The sequence below is a fragment of the Pseudomonas sp. W3I7 genome (assembly GCF_030816095.1).
In the GTDB taxonomy this organism is placed as follows: Bacteria; Pseudomonadota; Gammaproteobacteria; order Pseudomonadales; family Pseudomonadaceae; genus Aquipseudomonas; species Aquipseudomonas salomonii.
In genome coordinates this window covers 5,168,421-5,185,829 of the sequence record NZ_JAUSXP010000001.1, presented here as the reverse complement: position 1 = coordinate 5,185,829, position 17,409 = coordinate 5,168,421, and the positions used below count along the sequence as shown (strand labels likewise).

At 60.7% G+C, this 17,409-nt stretch carries 17 protein-coding genes and 1 other RNA gene; 11 read left to right on the top strand and 7 right to left on the bottom strand.

The annotated features are described in order from the left end of the window. Positions 1-11: 11 nt before the first annotated feature. From QF043_RS23935 to QF043_RS23925, 3 genes are read right to left on the bottom strand one after another with little or no spacing between them, the layout of a single operon-like run. Entirely contained in the window at positions 12-1,661 is a 1,650-nt protein-coding gene (locus tag QF043_RS23935; protein WP_307420425.1) for an intermembrane transport protein PqiB, read from the bottom strand. After that, on the bottom strand, positions 1,642-2,286 hold the full coding sequence (locus tag QF043_RS23930; protein ID WP_307420424.1) for a paraquat-inducible protein A: 645 nt from the start codon (positions 2,284-2,286) through the stop codon (positions 1,642-1,644). The genes QF043_RS23935 and QF043_RS23930 overlap by 20 nt, the downstream gene beginning before the upstream one ends. Further along, positions 2,283-2,873, bottom strand: a complete 591-nt coding sequence (locus QF043_RS23925) for a paraquat-inducible protein A (RefSeq protein ID WP_169986918.1) — start codon at positions 2,871-2,873, stop codon at positions 2,283-2,285. The genes QF043_RS23930 and QF043_RS23925 overlap by 4 nt, the downstream gene beginning before the upstream one ends. 136 nt (positions 2,874-3,009) lie before the next feature. Here QF043_RS23925 and QF043_RS23920 point away from each other — a divergent pair, with 136 nt between their 5' ends. Together QF043_RS23920 and QF043_RS23915 are read left to right on the top strand one after the other, a co-directional pair. Then, the gene (locus QF043_RS23920; RefSeq protein WP_056858989.1) at positions 3,010-3,654 is read left to right on the top strand and encodes an MBL fold metallo-hydrolase; all 645 of its coding nucleotides are present in this window, start codon (positions 3,010-3,012) and stop codon (positions 3,652-3,654) included. Between the two features lie 244 nt (positions 3,655-3,898). Continuing rightward, on the top strand, positions 3,899-4,678 hold the full coding sequence (locus QF043_RS23915; RefSeq protein WP_307420423.1) for an OmpA family protein: 780 nt from the start codon (positions 3,899-3,901) through the stop codon (positions 4,676-4,678). 68 nt (positions 4,679-4,746) lie between these two features. Here QF043_RS23915 and QF043_RS23910 read toward each other — a convergent pair whose 3' ends face one another. From QF043_RS23910 to QF043_RS23895, 4 genes are all read right to left on the bottom strand, one after another. Further along, positions 4,747-5,328 carry a BON domain-containing protein gene (locus tag QF043_RS23910; RefSeq protein ID WP_307420422.1) on the bottom strand — a complete coding sequence of 194 codons (582 nt, stop codon included), beginning with the start codon at positions 5,326-5,328 and terminating at the stop codon, positions 4,747-4,749. After that, positions 5,325-5,918 carry a phosphoheptose isomerase gene (locus QF043_RS23905; RefSeq protein ID WP_007904374.1) on the bottom strand — a complete coding sequence of 198 codons (594 nt, stop codon included), beginning with the start codon at positions 5,916-5,918 and terminating at the stop codon, positions 5,325-5,327. The genes QF043_RS23910 and QF043_RS23905 overlap by 4 nt, the downstream gene beginning before the upstream one ends. A gap of 92 nt (positions 5,919-6,010) precedes the next feature. Beyond that, positions 6,011-6,382 carry a YraN family protein gene (locus tag QF043_RS23900; protein WP_305459986.1) on the bottom strand — a complete coding sequence of 124 codons (372 nt, stop codon included), beginning with the start codon at positions 6,380-6,382 and terminating at the stop codon, positions 6,011-6,013. Next, positions 6,382-8,193 carry a penicillin-binding protein activator gene (locus tag QF043_RS23895; protein ID WP_307420420.1) on the bottom strand — a complete coding sequence of 604 codons (1,812 nt, stop codon included), beginning with the start codon at positions 8,191-8,193 and terminating at the stop codon, positions 6,382-6,384. Before QF043_RS23895 ends, QF043_RS23900 begins: the two co-directional genes overlap by 1 nt. A 165-nt stretch (positions 8,194-8,358) precedes the next feature. Here QF043_RS23895 and rsmI point away from each other — a divergent pair, with 165 nt between their 5' ends. The 9 genes from rsmI to mraY all read left to right on the top strand — a co-directional run bounded on the left by rsmI (position 8,359) and on the right by mraY (position 17,409). Then, the gene (gene rsmI, locus QF043_RS23890; protein WP_307420419.1) at positions 8,359-9,264 is read left to right on the top strand and encodes a 16S rRNA (cytidine(1402)-2'-O)-methyltransferase; all 906 of its coding nucleotides are present in this window, start codon (positions 8,359-8,361) and stop codon (positions 9,262-9,264) included. 96 nt (positions 9,265-9,360) lie between these two features. Beyond that, positions 9,361-9,714, top strand: an RNA gene (gene rnpB / locus QF043_RS23885) — RNase P RNA component class A. Positions 9,715-10,069: 355 nt separating this feature from the next. Next, complete coding sequence (gene mraZ, locus QF043_RS23880; RefSeq protein WP_003171868.1) at positions 10,070-10,525, top strand: division/cell wall cluster transcriptional repressor MraZ; 456 nt, start codon at positions 10,070-10,072, stop codon at positions 10,523-10,525. After that, on the top strand, positions 10,522-11,469 hold the full coding sequence (gene rsmH, locus QF043_RS23875) for a 16S rRNA (cytosine(1402)-N(4))-methyltransferase RsmH (protein WP_017138192.1): 948 nt from the start codon (positions 10,522-10,524) through the stop codon (positions 11,467-11,469). Before mraZ ends, rsmH begins: the two co-directional genes overlap by 4 nt. Beyond that, positions 11,466-11,759: a cell division protein FtsL gene (gene ftsL / locus QF043_RS23870; protein ID WP_307420417.1), complete on the top strand. Its 294-nt coding sequence runs from the start codon at positions 11,466-11,468 to the stop codon at positions 11,757-11,759. The genes rsmH and ftsL overlap by 4 nt, the downstream gene beginning before the upstream one ends. Continuing rightward, positions 11,759-13,501, top strand: a complete 1,743-nt coding sequence (locus QF043_RS23865) for a penicillin-binding protein 2 (RefSeq protein ID WP_164488397.1) — start codon at positions 11,759-11,761, stop codon at positions 13,499-13,501. Before ftsL ends, QF043_RS23865 begins: the two co-directional genes overlap by 1 nt. After that, entirely contained in the window at positions 13,501-14,964 is a 1,464-nt protein-coding gene (locus QF043_RS23860) for a UDP-N-acetylmuramoyl-L-alanyl-D-glutamate--2,6-diaminopimelate ligase (RefSeq protein WP_305457824.1), read from the top strand. The genes QF043_RS23865 and QF043_RS23860 overlap by 1 nt, the downstream gene beginning before the upstream one ends. After that, positions 14,957-16,327, top strand: coding sequence for a UDP-N-acetylmuramoyl-tripeptide--D-alanyl-D-alanine ligase (gene murF / locus QF043_RS23855; RefSeq protein ID WP_307420416.1), 1,371 nt, complete (start codon positions 14,957-14,959; stop codon positions 16,325-16,327). Before QF043_RS23860 ends, murF begins: the two co-directional genes overlap by 8 nt. Continuing rightward, positions 16,327-17,409, top strand: a complete 1,083-nt coding sequence (gene mraY, locus QF043_RS23850; protein ID WP_017138188.1) for a phospho-N-acetylmuramoyl-pentapeptide-transferase — start codon at positions 16,327-16,329, stop codon at positions 17,407-17,409. The genes murF and mraY overlap by 1 nt, the downstream gene beginning before the upstream one ends.

Below are 17,409 nucleotides of genomic sequence, written 5' to 3'. Positions count from 1 at the left end.
GGCTCCAATGGTCATTTGCGCGGTGGCCCTTGCAGGTCTGTTGGCGCGGCGTTGTCAGGGCGACCGCGGATCAGCGATTCCGGATGGCGGCCCAGGTAGTCCGACAGTTCGCGCAAGGAGCGCGACATGCGCGCCAGTTCATCCAGGGTCTGGGTCAGTTGTTCACGCTGCGGCGAGTCTTCGGCCAGGGTTGAGTTGGCCGACTGCAAGGTCTTGCTCACGTCACCCAGGGTGCTTTGCACGCCAGGCAGGGTCTTGGCGTTGAACTGGGCAAGGCTTTTGCGCAACTCCACCAGGCTGCCGTCGAGGTTGCCGGCGATGCGTTCGATCGGCAGTTGGTTGACCTTGTTGACGATGCCTTCGAGCTTCTCCTGCAACTGTTCCAGATTGCCGGGGATGGTCGGAATGTTGACCGGGCGCAGGTTCGGGTCAAACGCGACTTTGTCGGCTTTCGGGAAAAAATCCAGGGCGATGTACAACTGGCCGGTCAGCAGGCTGCCGCTGCGGGCTTGGGCGCGCAGGCCGTTTTCGATAAAGGTGCCGATCAGGCGCACGCCGCCCGCTTCATCGTTGGGGTCATGGTTGGTGGCCTTGAGCAGCTTGGTGTTGGCTTCGCCGAGCAACTGCGGGTAAATCACGATGCCGACGTTGATCGGGAAGCTGCGTTTTTTGGCATCGAAGTCCAGGTTGATCGACACCACCTTGCCGAATTCGACCCCAAGAAATTCCACCGGCGCGCCAACTTTGAGCCCACGCAGTGCCTGATCAAAACGCAGTGCCATGTATTGTCCTTGACCGCTGGGCGGGGCGAGGGCGCTTTGCTGGTCGTCGAACAGTTCATAGGTGTGATCTTCGTTGGCCGGTTTGTCGTTGGGGCTGTAGGGCGGCGCCTGGAACGCGATGCCGCCGGCCAACATCGATGACAAGGACTCGGTTTTCAGCGCGAAACCATTGGCGCCGACGCTCAGGTCAATGCCGCTGGCATTCCAGAACCGCGTGTTTTCGGTGACGTACACATCATTGGGCGCATGCACGAAAACCTCGATCTTCACGCCCTTGCCATCGTCATCCAGCTCGTAGGCCACTACCTGGCCCACCGGGATCTTGCGGTAGTACACCGGCGAGCCGATATCCAGCGAGCCCAGGCCCTGGGTATGCAACGTGAAGCGCTTGCCCGGCTCGCCATAGGTGATGGGCGGCGGGTTTTCCAGGCCTTTGAACTGTTTGGCGCGCGTATCGGACTGGCCGATATCCGCGCCGATATAGTCACCGGACAGCAAGGTATCGATGCCGGACACGCCTCCGGCGCCGATACGTGGGCGTACCACCCAGAACTTGGAGTCTTCACGGGTGAAGCTTTCCGCCTGTTTGGCCAGCTTGATGGTGGCGTTGACGCTTTTCTGGTCATCGCTCAAGGCCACATCCGAGACTTGGCCGATCACCACGTTGCGGTATTTGACCTCGGTTTTATTGGCGACCAGGCCGTTGCCGGTCTTGAAGTTGAGGACGATGACCGGCCCCTGTTGCAGCACGCTGTGCACCACCAGCGAGAGGCCCACCAGCACTGCCACGATCGGCACGATCCACACCAGCGAAACGCTGAAGCGCCGCGTCTTGATCGCCGGTGAGCCGGCAGGCGTGTCAGTGTTGTGTGAACTCATCCGAGATCTCCTCGTTGTGTGGGTTTTCCCAGATCAGGCGCGGGTCGAAACTCATGGCCGCGAGCATGGTGAACACCACCACCAGACCAAAAAACAAAATGCCCAGGCGCGGCTCAATGGTGCCCAGCGCCTGGAACTTCACCAGCGCGGCCACCAGCGCGACCACAATGACATCGAGCATGGACCAGTAGCCGATCAATTCGACGAACCGAAACAGCTTCGAGCGCTCTTTGCGCGCCCACTGGCTGTTGCGTTGTACGGTGACCAACAGCAGGGTCAGTGAGAAAAACTTGATACCCGGCACCGCAATGCTGGCAATGAAAATGATCAGGGCAATGTCCCAGGCGCCATGCTGCCAGAACTCCAGCACGCCGCTCATGATGGTGCTGTCGGCGCCGGAACCTAGCATAGTAGTGTTCATCACCGGCAATAAATTCGCCGGGATATAAAACGCCAGTGCCGTGAGCATGTAGGCCCAGGTGCGGGTCAGCGAGTGGAGTTTACGCCGATGCAGCGGCGCACCGCAGCGCTCGCACTCGCTGGGCTCGTCGCGCATGTCGCACGGCTGGCCGCAGGTGTGGCACAGGCAGAGGTTGAGTTCGCGGGCGGTCGGTGGCGAGTTCATACGGCGTCCCACAAATCGCGTACGTCACGCCCGGCGATGCGAATCAGCAGCAAGGCGAGGGCGGCGAGGGCGAACAGGCCGGTGCCGGGGATCACGTCGAGCATGCCGGCCAGCTTGAACACCGCAACCATGGCGCCTAGCAGGCAGACTTCGAGCATGCTCCACGGCCTCAGCGCTTCCAGCCAGCGCATGCACAGTTTGAACGCTGGCGAGCGCTTGCCGGCCAGGGCGAAACTCAGCACCCACATCAGCAATAGCAACTGAAACACCGGCGCGATGATGATCGAGATCGCGGCCACCAGCGCAATAAAAGTGATCGGCCCCAGGCTCAGCGCGACCACCGAGTCCCATAGGGTCGCGCTGTTTTTCAAGCCTTTGAGGCTGATGCTCATCACCGGATAGAAATTGGCAAAGGTCCACAGCACCGCTGCGGTGACGGTCAGCGCCAGGCGTTGTTGCACCGACAGCCCGTTGTAGCGCTGCAGCACGCCTGCGCAACGGGTGCACAGGGCTTTTTGATGTTTGGCGAGCGTGACCTTTTCGTACACGCAATCGCAGTGTTCGCAGATGATCCGAGAATTGGCCATACGTCTTGCTCCAAATGCGACGCTGCGGTGCGGGTTCCATGGCGCTTGAGTAGCTTAGCAGTTGAGGCTCTTCGAATCCGGAGCAAGCTCCACCATACTGCGCCTGGAATGTGCCATAGAGCTTGCAGGAACGCCCATGAATATCGAAAAACCCGTGCTGATCCGCGAAACCTTCCCCGTCGGCCCGTTGCAGTGCAACTGCACCATCATCGGCGACCCGATCAGCAAAAAAGCCATTGTGGTCGACCCGGGCGGCAATCACGAACTGATCCTGGCGCGCCTCGATGCGCTGGGCCTCAAGGTGGTGAGCATTATCCACACTCACGCTCACCTTGATCACTTCCTGGCTTCCGGCCAGTTGAAAGAGAAGACCGGTGCCACGCTGCATTTGCACAAAGAAGACCAATTTCTTTGGGATAACCTGGAAATGCAATGCCAGATGTTTCGTGTGCCCTACACGCCGGTGCCGTCGCCGGACCGCTGGCTGGAGGACGACGAGGAGTTGGCGTGTGGTTGTGGGGTGGCGCTGCATACGCCGGGGCATACACCGGGTTCGATGAGCTTCTGGTTTGCCGATGCCAAGCTGCTGATCGCCGGCGACACCTTGTTCAAGCGCGGCGTAGGGCGTACCGACCTGTGGGGTGGCGACCAGGCGACAATAGTGCGCTCGATCAAGCAGCGTTTGTACACCCTGGATGAGGGCGCGACCGTGGTGACAGGGCATGGGCCGGACACCCGCTTGGGTGATGAGATGCGCGAGAACCCGTTTGTGCGAGCTTGAGGGTACGCCTGGAAATAATTCGTTTACCGGCGCTGTTCTCTCTCAAGCACCGCAGTAGCAAAAAAGCGCAGGTCGCGTTCAGCCTGCGTCTGCTACGGTTTCCCTGCCGGTGATAGCGGCCAGTAGTTTGTTCTGGCGCGGGACGCGGCCACGGAATTTTTACCGCTTGTCGCGTTCCAAACTCCGCACAGGTCGATTGCCAATGTCCTCTGCACCACAGAATGCAAAAGTAGGAGCTCCCTTCATGTTTACTCCGCGTCGTCTGCTTGTTGTCGCTACCGCCGTAGCCCTGTTGTCCGGCTGCGCTTCACCTAATCCTTATGACGGCAGCCAGGGACAGGCCAGCAACGGTTCCGGAGGGGGCATCAGCAAAACCGCCAAATACGGCGGCCTGGGTGCCCTGGCCGGTGCGCTGGCAGGTGCTGCCATCGACCATAACAACCGTGGCAAGGGCGCACTGATCGGTGGTGCTATTGCAGGCCTGGGCGCCGCCGGTTATGGCTACTACGCCGACCAGCAGGAAAAGAAACTGCGTGAAAGCATGGCCAACACCGGTGTTGAGGTGCAGCGCCAGGGTGACCAGATCAAGTTGATCATGCCGGGTAATATCACTTTCGCGACCAACTCCGATGCCATCGCCAGTAGCTTCTACACGCCGCTCAATAACCTGGCTGGCTCGCTGAAGCAGTTCAACCAGAACACCATCCAGATCGTCGGCTACACCGACAGCACGGGCAGCCGCCAGTTGAACATGGACCTGTCCCAGCGTCGTGCCCAGAGCGTGGCCAAATACCTGACTTCCCAAGGCGTCAGCCCGACCAACCTGAGCGCCCGTGGTGCCGGCCCGGATAACCCGATTGCCAGCAACGCTGACGTCAATGGCCGTGCCCAGAACCGTCGCGTAGAAGTTAACCTCGGCCCGATCCCTGGCCAACAATACGGCCAGCCTGGTCAGCAGCAACAACAACAGGCGCCGCAGCAGAACAACCAGTTCCAGGGCAACCCGTACCAGCAATACCAGTAAACCCTGGGCATTAAAAAGGGCGCCGTGCAGTCAATGCACGGCGCCCTTTTTTGTGGCTGGCGATTACATCAGTCGATGTATTCGAACACCTTCACAATCTTCTGCACCCCGGACACGCCCTGAACCAGGTTGGCCGCACGGGTGGCTTCCGCCTGGGTCAGCAGGCCCATCATGTAGACGATGCCATTATCGGTGACGATCTTGATGCGCGAGCCGGGTACAGCGCTGTCGGTGAGCATCTGCGCCTTGATCTTGGTGGTCAGCAACGCATCGTTGCTGATGGCCAGCAGGGTGATCGGGTCCATGACCTGCAGTTCGTTGTGAACCTTCTTGACCCGCTGAACCGTCGACGCGGCTTGTTCGGCCTGGGCCTTGAGGTCGGCACGCGGGGTCTGCCCGGCCAGCAGTACCACGCCGTTGAAGCTGGTGACCACAATGCGCGAGGCGCCGTTGCCCAGGTCGGTAGCGGCCTTGGCGACGTTGACCTTGACCTTGGTTTCGATCAGCGAATCATCGATGGTGCTGCCGAATGTGCGTGTGCCCCGGTCATCCTGAATGGGTGTGTCGCGTGTCGCAGTGATTGCCGTGCTGCAGCCGCTGATGGCGAGGCACAGCGTAATGGCCAAAAGGCTGAGGCGGTTAACGGTCATTCTTCACTCCCGAACAGTTGGCTGTCGATCAGATCGCACAGGCAGTGGATCGCCAGCAGGTGGACTTCTTGAATGCGTGCAGTGACGTTGGCCGGGACACGGATCTCCACGTCCTCAGGCAATAACAGCGAGGCCATGCCGCCGCCGTCGCGCCCGGTCAAGGCTACGACAATCATTTCGCGGTCATGTGCGGCCTGGATCGCTTGAATAATGTTCGCCGAGTTGCCGCTGGTGGAAATCGCCAGCAGCACATCGCCGGGTTGGCCCAGGGCGCGGATCTGCTTGGAGAAGATTTCGTTGTAGCTGTAGTCGTTGGCGATCGAGGTGATCGTCGACGAGTCGGTGGTCAGGGCAATGGCCGGCAGGCTCGGGCGCTCGCGCTCGAAGCGGTTGAGCAGCTCGGAGGAGAAGTGCTGGGCATCACCGGCCGAACCGCCATTGCCGCACGAAAGCATTTTGCCCTCGTTGAGCAAGGCATTGACCATGACCTGACTGGCTTGCTCGATGTGCGGTGCAAGTACGTCCATCGCCTGTTGCTTGGTGTCGATGCTGGCCTGGAAAAGCTGGCGAATTCGGGATTGCATGTCCATCTGTGTGACCTTAAGTAGCGCGGCTGTTTGGCACAGTAATGTGCAGCCCGCAAAGCAAAGAGCAAAAGTGTGTGGTGAAGATATCCGGGCAATCAGCTGTCGAAGGCATTCTTGAGCCAGTTCAAATCAGCTGGGCCTGCCGGTGTGCTTTCCATGGCAACCACATCGAAACGGCAAGGGCTGTCAGCCCAGCGATGCTCTTTTTGCAGGAAAAACTGCGCGGCGAGTATCAGCTTCTGACGCTTGCGCCCGTCGATACTGGCGAGCGCGCCACCCCATTGTGCGTGTTTTCTGTAGCGGACTTCGACGAATACTACTGTATCGCCGTCAAGCATGACCAGATCAAGCTCACCGCGTTTGCATAACCAGTTCTGCGCCAGAAGGCGCAGACCCTGTTGTTGCAGATAGTTCAGAGCTTGCAGTTCGGCATCCTTGCCGCTTTGTGCGCTGGACCGCTCGGGCATCAGCGCGGGGTGTCCGGCAGGCGTTGAATCTCGCCACCGACGAATTTCGCCCATGGCATCTGGCGGTCAACGCGCTGGTAGGCGCCGATGCCCAGGTTGCCCGACAGGCCGTCAATGCGAGTGTCCGGCAGTGCCTTGAGTTGGCCCAGGCGCGGTGCCAGGCGGTAGGCGTCCACGCCCATCGCATACAGGCGGCCAAGGCTGCCGTTGGCTTGCGGCCATTGCGCGGCAACCTGGTTGCGCAACGGGTCGGTGGTGTTGAGCAGCCACGGGGTTTCGCAGAACATCACATTGGTCATGTCCAGGTACTGGTTTTTGTCGCCGCTGGCGCTGAATACGTGGGACGTCGCATACACAGGCACATCACCGGCGTACTGGAAGTTCAGGGTCGGTTTGATCTGTTGGGCCAGTTGCGGGGTCACAGCCAGGAAGATGAACTCGATGTCCTGGCGGCGCGAAGGTTGCGCGGCGACGTCGGTGCCGACGGTGCTTTGCAGGCTCTTGGCGCGGCCTTCGCTTTTACGCAATTGGAACAGGTCGGCAATCTGCTGGGCGAGGGCCACCGGCTGATCGACGTACTCGACACCCACCACGGTGCCGCCGTTGGCTTCCCAGTCCTGACGGAAGGCTTTATAGACACGTTCACCCCATTCGCCACGCGGCACCATGGCGGCGGCGCGGTGCAGGCCGTCGGCACGGGCGCGACGCGAGACTTCGCGGGCTTCGTCTTCAGCGGCCAGGCCGAACTGGAACAGTTGCGGCGGGTTTTCGTTGAGTTCGCTGTAGTTGAGGCCCAGGGTAGTGATCGGCAATTGCCCACGGGAGGCGAGCTGCTTGACCAGTGGTTTCTCCAGCGGGCCGACTACCAGTTGCACACCGGCGGCCTGGGCCTTGGCATAGAAGTCGTCGAGGGAGGTCAGGCGCGAGCTGTCATAGAACTCGATGACCGGCGGCTTCTGTCCGGCTTGTTCAGCCTGGAAGTGCGCGGCCATGAAGCCTTCGCGCAGCGCCTTGCCGACCGCCGCCAATGGGCCTTCCTGCGGCAGCAGCAGGGCAATTTTGGTCAGCGGCTGGCTGGCCAGCTCCTTGAGTTTGGTCAACGGGGTCGGCAGGTTGACTGCCGCCGGGTGGCCAGGGTTCTGCGCGCGCCAGGTATCAATGGCGGCTTGCTGTTGCTCCAGGGTGCCGGCGCCCTTGATTGCCTGGGCCAGGGTGATCCAGCCGTCGAGGGTCGGGTTGCCGCTGGCTTGCAGTTGCTCTGCAGGCAGCGCGGCGACCAGCGCCCAGATGGCTTCGTGGTTGTCCTTGGCGGCATCACCCGTCAGCAAGGGCGCCATGGCGACCCGCTCACGCGCGGCAGCCAGGGTCTGGCCATCGGCTTCATAGGCGCGGGCATGCACGGTGCCGGTCCGCACCTGCTGCTCAGCCGGCAGCTCTTTCAGGCTTTGCAGGCTGGGGTGGTTCAGGGCGGCCAGCGCCGCTTTGGGCTGATTGCGCGCCATGGCCAGTTCCGCAGCCAGGGTGCTGGCAAACACTTGGGCGGCCGGCTTCAGGACATCCAGGGGCACCTGCGCAAGAATCTGCGACGAACGGCCAGGGTTGTTCTGGTGGTAGGCCAGGTCTGCCGCACTCAGGCGCAACATCGCGGCCTTTTCTGGCGTACTGGCTTTGCTGGCCTGTTCGAGCAGTTGCTCGATACTGGCATCCGGGGTCCGGGGGAGGTCGCCAAGGCTGGACGAGGGCGAGCTGGCGCACGCGGCCAGTAAGGCAGCGAGGCAGAGGGCGGAGAGCAGCCGCAGGCAAGCGATCATGTAAGTGTTCCTGATACCGATCAAATTAGCGTGGAATTGTACCCAAGCACTGGCCCAGGCGCGATGTTACTGGCGTGAAACCATCGATTTAGGTCGTGTAAATGTTGCGAGCCGGCATCGATGGCCGACCTCGAGGGCATATTATCGAGGCGCCTACGCGCTACAATGCGACTTTTCCTTACCATCGAGGTGTGCGTTTTGACTGCTCCAGGTCCTTTGAATTCCACTGCAGGCTCGCTTTTTGTCGTGGCGACGCCCATTGGCAACCTGGACGACATCAGTGCTCGGGCGCTGAAAGTGTTGCGCGACGTAAAATTGATCGCGGCTGAAGACACGCGGCACTCCCAGCGGTTGATGCAGCATTTTGGTATCAGCACGCCATTAGCTGCGTGCCATGAGCATAACGAACGCGAAGAAGGCAGCCGTTTTATCACGCGCTTGCTGGCGGGCGACGATGTGGCGTTGATCTCGGATGCCGGCACTCCGTTGATTTCCGACCCTGGCTACCACCTGGTCCGCCAGGCGCGTGCCGCTGGTATCAATGTAGTGCCAGTTCCGGGAGCGTGCGCGCTGATTGCGGCATTATCGGCTGCCGGGTTGCCGTCGGACCGTTTTATCTTCGAAGGTTTCCTGCCCGCCAAGGCGGTTGGGCGCCGTGCGCGCCTGCAAGCGTTAAAGGAAGAACCGCGTACGTTGATCTTTTACGAGGCGCCGCATCGCATTCTCGAGTGCTTGCAGGACATGGCGCTGGTGTTCGGCGGCGAACGCCTGGCGTTGTTGGCCCGGGAGCTGACCAAGACCTTTGAAACCCTCAAGGGCTTGCCACTGGAAGAACTCAGGGCGTTCGTCGAGGGCGACAGCAACCAGCAGCGCGGTGAGTGTGTGGTGCTGGTGGCCGGCTGGACCGCACCGGAAAATGAAGACGCGGTGGGCAGCGAGGCCATGCGTATTCTCGATTTATTGCTTAAAGAGATGCCCCTTAAGCGTGCGGCAGCCCTGGCGGCTGAAATTACCGGCTTGCGTAAGAATGTGCTGTATCAAGTCGCGCTCGATAAGCAGAAGGCCGAATAGTTCCGGGGTTAAACCGGTATTGCGTCGGAACGTGATGGCATTGCTGCACTTTTAATACTTGTCCTCAAGCCGTCGTGCCGTTAACCTGCGCGGCGGAGAGTCGATTGGACAGTCGCTGCCCTCTATGAAAATTAGGGGGGGGAGGAAAGTCCGGGCTCCATAGGGCGAAGTGCCAGGTAATGCCTGGGAGGCGTGAGCCTACGGAAAGTGCCACAGAAAATAACCGCCTAAGCACTTCGGTGCCGGTAAGGGTGAAAAGGTGCGGTAAGAGCGCACCGCACGTCTGGCAACAGTTCGTGGCTAGGTAAACCCCACTTGGAGCAAGACCAAATAGGGTCCCAAGGCGTGGCCCGCGCTGGGACCGGGTAGGTTGCTAAAGATGTCCAGTGATGGCCATCGTAGACGAATGACTGTTCAAGACAGAACCCGGCTTACAGATCGACTCTCCACCTTTTTTCCTTCTGTCCGAGTCTCGGGCAGAAAACCGGTAGTAACGCAAGAATCCCTCCCTGCCAAATCATTGGCAGATGCATCTTCGTAATACCAAAAAAATCTTACTCTTAATAAATCACTTTAACTTTAAGCCATAGCTCCATGAGCTATTTGCGGTTGTTGAGTCAAAAACATCGCTGAACTCGCGTTTCTCCTCCTTTTACGTTCCTAAATCTCCGTTCTGTAAGGCTTTTCCTTGAATCCGTGCCTTGACGGTGTGGTGGGCGCATTCCTATAGTGTGCGCAAGTGGCGGAAAGTGGCACAAAGTGGGTTTTTTGAACGTAAAACGCTAAAATTTGGAGAAACGCATCTGTGTTTCGCGGAGCTAACGCTATCAGTCTCGATGCAAAAGGCCGTCTCGCCATGCCGAGCCGGTATCGTGACGAGCTCATTTCGCGAAGTTCAGGCCAGTTAATCATCACGATTGACGCCGTTGACCCTTGTTTGTGTGTTTACCCCCTCGATGAGTGGGAGCTGATCGAAACCAAGTTGCGCGCTCTGCCTTCATTGCGTGAAGAAAACCGCCGCCTCCAGCGTTTGCTGATAGGCAATGCCGTCGACCTTGAACTCGATGGCAGTGGTCGTTTCCTGGTGCCTCCACGCTTGCGCGAGTACGCCAAGCTGGATAAACGCGCAATGCTGGTGGGCCAACTGAACAAGTTCCAATTGTGGGACGAAGATGCCTGGGATGCTGTTTCTGCAGCAGACCTGGCTGCTATTCAACAACCGGGCGCCATGCCTGATGAACTGCGTGATTTGATCCTGTGACTATTGATAGCGGCTTTAACCACATCACCGTACTGCTTGACGAAGCCGTTGAGGCTCTCGCCGTACGCGCGGATGGCTGCTATGTAGATGGCACCTTCGGCAGGGGCGGGCACAGCCGGTTGATACTCAGCCAGCTCGGGTCCGACGGTAAACTCCTCGGGTTTGACAAAGACCCTCAAGCGATTGCCACCGGGCAAGCGCTAGCGGCCGAAGACGGCCGCTTTGTCGTTGTGCAGCGCAGCTTTGCCGAGTTGGGTGCCGAAGTCGCCGAGCGCGGCATGGCAGGCAAGGTGGCCGGGGTTTTGCTCGACCTGGGCGTATCTTCGCCACAGCTTGACGACCCCGAGCGCGGCTTCAGTTTCATGAACGACGGCCCGCTCGACATGCGCATGGACCCGACCCGTGGCATCAGCGCGGCGCAGTTCATCGCCACTGCGCCCCATGAAGAAATCACCCGCGTGTTCAAGGAATACGGTGAAGAACGCTTCGCTGGCCGCATGGCCCGTGCCGTGGTCGAGCGCCGTGAAATCCAGCCGTTCGAGCGCACCGCCGACCTGGCTGAAGTGCTCAAGGTTGCGAACCCTGCGTGGGAAAAGGGCAAGAACCCTGCAACCCGTGCGTTCCAGGGCCTGCGCATTCACGTCAATAACGAATTGGGCGACCTGGAAGCTGGCCTCGAGGCCGCACTGGACGCCCTGGAAGTGGGTGGTCGCCTGGTGGTGATCAGCTTCCACTCCCTGGAAGACCGCATCGTCAAACTGTTCATGCGTCGTCTGGTCAAGGGCGAGTCCGATAACCTGCCGCGCAACCTGCCGGTGCGTTTCGAAGCCTTTGTGCCGAAAATCAAAATCCATGGCAAAGCGCAGTTCGCCTCCGAAGCCGAACTCAAGGCCAACCCACGTTCCCGTAGCGCCGTTATGCGCGTCGCGGAGAAGCTGCGGTGAGCAAGCTTTTCGCCAAGCCCCTCCCGGGCGGCAGCTTCCTTATGTTGCTGTTGTTTGTCGGCGTGCTGGTGTCCGCGATTGCGGTGTCTTACAGCGCCCACTACAACCGTCAACTGCTCAACACCCTGTACGGGGAATTGAGCGTGCGTGATAAAGCGCAGGCGGAATGGGGCCGGTTGATTCTTGAGCAAAGCACCTGGACGGCCCATAGCCGCATCGAAACGCTCGCCACCGAGCAGTTGAAAATGCACATTCCGGGCGCAGCTGAAGTGCGGATGGTGGCGCCATGATGAAACTCGAAGGCGCACTCTATCCGTGGCGCTTCCGCCTGATGCTCGGCATCCTGGCCCTGATGGCCGGCGCGATTGCCTGGCGGATTATCGACCTGCAAGTGATCGACCGCGACTTCCTGATCGGCGAGGGTAACGCCCGTAGCCTGCGGCATATCCCGATTCCTGCGCACCGCGGCCTGATCACCGACCGTAACGGCGAGCCTCTGGCCGTGAGTACGCCGGTGACCACCCTGTGGGCCAATGCCAAGGAACTGCAAACCGCCAAGGACAAGTGGCCTGAGTTGGCTGCCGCGCTGGGCCAGGACCCTAAAGCCTTGAGCGAGCGTCTGGAAGCCCAGGCCAACAAAGAATTCATCTACCTGGTGCGTGGGCTGACGCCTGAGCAGGGCCAGCAAGTGCTCGACCTTAAAGTCCCCGGTGTCTATGGCATCGAGGAGTTTCGTCGTTTCTACCCGGCCGGTGAAACCACCGCGCATATGGTTGGCTTCACCGACATTGATGACCACGGCCGTGAAGGTGTGGAACTGGCCTACGACGAATGGCTTGCCGGCGTGCCCGGCAAACGGCAGGTCATCAAGGATCGACGCGGCAGACTGATCAAAGATGTCCAGGTGACCAAAAACGCCAAGGCCGGCAAGCCCTTGGCGTTGTCGATTGACCTGCGTCTGCAGTACCTGGCCAACCGCGAGCTGCGCAACGCGATCATCGAGAACGGCGCCAAGGCCGGTAGCCTGGTGATCATGGATGTCAAGACCGGCGAGATTCTCGCCATGGTCAACCAGCCGACCTACAACCCGAACAACCGTCGCAACCTGCAACCGGCGATGATGCGTAACCGCGCCATGATCGACGTGTTCGAGCCGGGTTCGACCATGAAAGCCATCTCCATGAGTGCCGCCCTGGAAACCGGGCGCTGGAAGCCGAGCGACAAGGTCGAGGTTTACCCAGGCACCTTGCAGCTGGGCAAATACACCATTCGTGACGTGTCCCGCAGCGAAGGCCCGGTGCTGGATCTGACAGGTATCCTGATCAACTCCAGTAACGTCGGCATGAGTAAGGTCGCCTTCGATATCGGCGGCGAGACCATCTATCACCTGGCGCAAAAAATCGGCCTGGGCCAACCCACCGGCCTGGATTTCCCAGGCGAACGCGTGGGCAACCTGCCGAACTACCGCGACTGGAAAAAAGCCGAGACTGCCACGCTCTCCTACGGTTACGGCCTGTCGGTCACCGCGATCCAGCTGGCCCACGCTTTCTCTGTATTGGCCAATAATGGCCGAATGGTTCCACTGAGCTTGATCCATGTCGACGAAGCGCCGAAAGCCACCCAGGTGATCCCGGAAAACGTCGCCAAGACCATGCAAGGCATGCTGCAACAAGTGATCGAAGCCCCGCGCGGTGTGTTCCGGGCGCAGGTGCCGGCTTATCACGTGGCCGGCAAGTCCGGTACTGCACGTAAAACCTCGGTCGGCACCAAGGGCTACGCCGAAAACTCTTACCGCTCGCTGTTCGCCGGCTTCGGCCCGATGAGCGATCCGCGCTTCGCCATCGTCGTAGTGATTGATGAACCCAGCAAGGCCGGCTACTTCGGCGGCCTGGTATCGGCGCCGGTGTTCAGCAAAGTGATGTCCGGCACCCTGCGCCTGATGAACATCACGCCGGACAACCTGCCGCCGACTCAACAAGCGAACGCCGGACCACCGGCCGCAGCTGTCAAAGCCAATGGAGGGCGCGGCTGATGTCTCTTAGCCTGAACAAGATTTTTGCCCACGCCGGACGCGATCTGCTGATTCGTGAGCTGAGCCTGGACAGCCGTAACGTACGCGCCGGTGACCTGTTCCTGGCGGTGCCCGGTGGCAAGCTCGATGGCCGTGCGCATATCGCCGATGCCCTGCAACGTGGCGCGGCCGCCGTGGCTTATGAAGTGGATGGCGCCACCGTGCTGCCGATCACCGATGTGCCATTGATTCCGGTCAAGGGCCTGGCCGCGCAACTGTCGGACATCGCCGGGCGTTTTTATGGTGACCCGAGCCGTCAGTTGAACCTGGTCGGTGTGACCGGCACCAACGGCAAGACCAGCGTGACCCAATTGGTTGCGCAGGCACTCGACCTGCTGGGCCAGCATTGCGGCATTGTCGGCACCCTGGGCACTGGCTTTTACGGATCGCTGCAAAGCGGCCTGCACACCACGCCGAACCCGATCGCCGTGCAAGCGACCCTGGCCGACCTGAAAAAGGCCGGTGCCAAGGCGGTGGCCATGGAAGTCTCCTCCCACGGCCTGGACCAGGGCCGCGTGACTGCCTTGGCGTTTGACGTGGCGGTGATGACCAACCTGTCTCGCGACCACCTCGACTACCACGGCACCATGGAGGCGTACGCCGCCGCCAAGGCCAAGCTGTTCGCCTGGAATGACTTGAAGTGCCGGGTGGTCAACCTGGATGACGCCTTCGGCCGCCAACTGGCTGCCGAAGACAGCGAAGCGCGCCTGATCACTTACAGCCTGGAAGACTCCAGCGCGTATCTGTATTGCCGCGAAGCCCAATTTAACGACGAAGGCGTGCTCGCCACGCTGGTCACGCCCCAGGGCGAACACCACTTGCGCAGCACCTTGCTCGGGCGTTTCAACCTGAGCAACGTGCTGGCGGCTGTTGGCGCATTGCTTGGCCTGGACTACGCCCTGGACGAAATCCTGCGCGTACTGCCCAAGCTCGAAGGCCCGGCCGGTCGCATGCAGCGTTTGGGTGGCGGCTCACAGCCGCTGGTGGTGGTCGATTACGCCCACACCCCGGACGCGCTGGAAAAAGTCCTCGAAGCGCTGCGCCCACACGCCAAGGGCAAATTGCTCTGCCTGTTCGGCTGCGGCGGTGACCGTGATCGCGGCAAGCGCCCGCTGATGGCTGAAATCGTCGAGCGCCTGGCCGATGGCGTGCTCGTCACCGACGACAACCCGCGCAGCGAAGACCCGAGCCAGATTTTCGACGACATCCGTGTCGGCTTTAAAGACGCCACCAAGGCCACCTTCGTTGCCGGTCGCGGCGCCGCTATTGCCCAATTGATCGCCAGCGCCAGTGCTGACGACGTGGTGGTGCTGGCCGGTAAAGGTCACGAGGACTATCAGGAAATCAACGGCGAACGCCATGCCTTCTCTGATCTGGTCGAGGCTGATCACGCCCTGACTGCCTGGGAGGTCGCCCATGCTTAAGGCGATGAAGTTCAGCGAACTGACCCAGGCCTTGTCGGCCCGCGTAGTGTCGAGCGATTGCAGCTTCGACGGCGTCAGTATCGACAGTCGTAACATCAAGCCGGGGCAACTGTTTATTGCACTGGCCGGCCCGCGTTTCGATGGGCACGACTACCTGAACGAAGTCGCCGCCAAAGGTGCCGTGGGGGCCTTGGTGCAGCGTGAAGTGACGGACTCGACGCTGCCGCAATTGCTGGTTGCCGATACCCGTCTGGCCCTCGGCCAGTTGGGCGCGCTGAACCGTGCCGCGTTTGATAAGCCGGTTGCCGCCATCACCGGCTCCAGCGGCAAAACCACGGTCAAGGAGCTGCTCGCCGGCGTGCTGCGCACGCGCGGGCCGGTACTCGCCACCCGTGGCAACCTGAACAATGACTTCGGCGCGCCGCTGACCCTGCTCGAACTGGCCCCGGAACACACGGCGGCGGTAATCGAGCTGGGCGCTTCACGCGTCGGCGAAATCGCTTACACCGTGGCGCTGACCAAGCCTCACGTGGCGATTATCAACAATGCCGGCACCGCCCACGTGGGTGAGTTCGGTGGCCCGGAGAAAATCGTCGAAGCCAAGGGCGAGATTCTCGAAGGTCTGGATGCCTCGGGCACGGCTGTATTGAACCTCGACGACAAGGCCTTCGAGACCTGGCGTGTACGCGCCGCCGGTCGCAAGGTGCTGACGTTTGCCGTGCTCAACGCGGCCGCTGATTTCCACGCAGCCGATATCACCGTCGACGCCCGTGGTTGCCCGTCCTTCACCTTGCACACACCGCAAGGCAGCGAGCACGTGCAACTGAACCTGCTGGGCAACCATAACGTCGCCAATGCCTTGGCCGCCGCCGCTGCCGCCTGCGCCCTGGGCGTATCGCTGTTCGGTATCGCCACCGGTCTGGGCGCGGTGCAGCCGGTCAAGGGCCGTACCGTGGCGCAACTGGCGACCAACGGCATGCGTGTGATTGATGACACCTACAACGCCAACCAGTCTTCCATCTGCGCCGCTATCGACCTGCTTAAAAGCTTCGCCGGGCGCAAGGTGCTGGTGCTGGGCGATATCGCTGAACTGGGCGAGTGGGCCGAGCAGTCCCACCGTGAAGTCGGCGCCTACGCGAGCGGCAAAGTCGACGCGCTGTACGCCGTCGGCCCGAACATGGCCCACGCCGTTGACGCCTTTGGCCTCGGTGCGCGGCATTTCGCTACCCAGGCCGAGCTGATCCAGGCGCTGGTGGCGGCTGAACACGACAAACAAACAACCATTTTGATCAAGGGATCGCGCAGCGCGGTGATGGAAAACGTCGTCGCGGCCTTGTGTGGCTCAAGTACGGAGAAACATTAATGCTGCTGCTGCTGGCTGAGTATCTGCAACAGTTCCACAAAGGCTTCGCGGTCTTTCAGTACCTGACCCTGCGCGGGATCCTGGGTGTACTGACTGCGCTGTCTTTGTCGCTGTTCCTGGGGCCGTGGATGATCCGCACCCTGCAGAACCTGCAAATTGGTCAATCGGTTCGTAATGACGGCCCGCAGTCGCACCTGTCCAAATCCGGCACCCCGACCATGGGCGGTGCGCTGATCCTGTCTTCCATCGGCATCAGCACCTTGCTGTGGGCCGACCTGCATAACCGCTATGTGTGGACAGTGCTGCTGGTGACCCTGTTGTTCGGTGCGATCGGCTGGGTCGATGACTACCGCAAAGTGATCGAGAAAAATTCCAAGGGGTTGCCCAGCCGCTGGAAGTATTTCTGGCAGTCGGTGTTTGGCCTTGGCGCCGCGATCTTCCTCTACATGACGGCGCCAAGCGCCGTCGAAACCACCTTGATCATTCCGATGCTCAAGGACGCCAGCATTCCACTGGGCGTTGGCTTTGTGGTGCTGACCTACTTCGTGATCGTCGGCTCCAGCAACGCGGTGAACCTGACCGATGGTCTCGACGGTCTGGCAATCATGCCGACCGTGATGGTCGGTGGTGCGCTGGGTATCTTCTGCTACCTGTCGGGTAACGTGAAATTCGCTGAATACCTGCTGATCCCGTATGTACCGGGCGCGGGTGAGTTGATTGTGTTCTGCGGCGCGCTGATCGGCGCGGGGCTTGGCTTCCTGTGGTTCAACACCTACCCCGCACAAGTCTTTATGGGCGACGTCGGCGCGCTGGCGCTGGGCGCAGCCTTGGGCACCATCGCGGTGATCGTCCGCCAGGAAATCGTGCTGTTCATCATGGGCGGTGTGTTCGTGATGGAAACCCTGTCGGTGGTCATCCAGGTGGCTTCCTTCAAATTGACCGGGCGCCGTGTGTTCCGTATGGCGCCGATTCACCACCACTTTGAACTCAAGGGCTGGCCCGAGCCACGCGTGATTGTCCGCTTCTGGATCATCACTGTGATTCTGGTACTGGTCGGCCTTGCCACCCTGAAACTGAGGTAG

Bases quoted from the DNA above. Each gene is read 5' to 3' on its own strand.
- QF043_RS23935 (WP_307420425.1), bottom strand. From the start codon at position 1,661: ATGAGTTCACACAACACTGACACGCCTGCCGGCTCACCGGCGATCAAG.
- QF043_RS23930 (WP_307420424.1), bottom strand. From the start codon at position 2,286: ATGAACTCGCCACCGACCGCCCGCGAACTCAACCTCTGCCTGTGCCAC.
- QF043_RS23925 (WP_169986918.1), bottom strand. From the start codon at position 2,873: ATGGCCAATTCTCGGATCATCTGCGAACACTGCGATTGCGTGTACGAA.
- QF043_RS23920 (WP_056858989.1), top strand. From the start codon at position 3,010: ATGAATATCGAAAAACCCGTGCTGATCCGCGAAACCTTCCCCGTCGGC.
- QF043_RS23915 (WP_307420423.1), top strand. From the start codon at position 3,899: ATGTTTACTCCGCGTCGTCTGCTTGTTGTCGCTACCGCCGTAGCCCTG.
- QF043_RS23910 (WP_307420422.1), bottom strand. From the start codon at position 5,328: ATGACCGTTAACCGCCTCAGCCTTTTGGCCATTACGCTGTGCCTCGCC.
- QF043_RS23905 (WP_007904374.1), bottom strand. From the start codon at position 5,918: ATGGACATGCAATCCCGAATTCGCCAGCTTTTCCAGGCCAGCATCGAC.
- QF043_RS23900 (WP_305459986.1), bottom strand. From the start codon at position 6,382: ATGCCCGAGCGGTCCAGCGCACAAAGCGGCAAGGATGCCGAACTGCAA.
- QF043_RS23895 (WP_307420420.1), bottom strand. From the start codon at position 8,193: ATGATCGCTTGCCTGCGGCTGCTCTCCGCCCTCTGCCTCGCTGCCTTA.
- rsmI (WP_307420419.1), top strand. From the start codon at position 8,359: ATGCGACTTTTCCTTACCATCGAGGTGTGCGTTTTGACTGCTCCAGGT.
- QF043_RS23865 (WP_164488397.1), top strand. From the start codon at position 11,759: ATGAAACTCGAAGGCGCACTCTATCCGTGGCGCTTCCGCCTGATGCTC.
- QF043_RS23860 (WP_305457824.1), top strand. From the start codon at position 13,501: ATGTCTCTTAGCCTGAACAAGATTTTTGCCCACGCCGGACGCGATCTG.
- murF (WP_307420416.1), top strand. From the start codon at position 14,957: ATGCTTAAGGCGATGAAGTTCAGCGAACTGACCCAGGCCTTGTCGGCC.
- mraY (WP_017138188.1), top strand. From the start codon at position 16,327: ATGCTGCTGCTGCTGGCTGAGTATCTGCAACAGTTCCACAAAGGCTTC.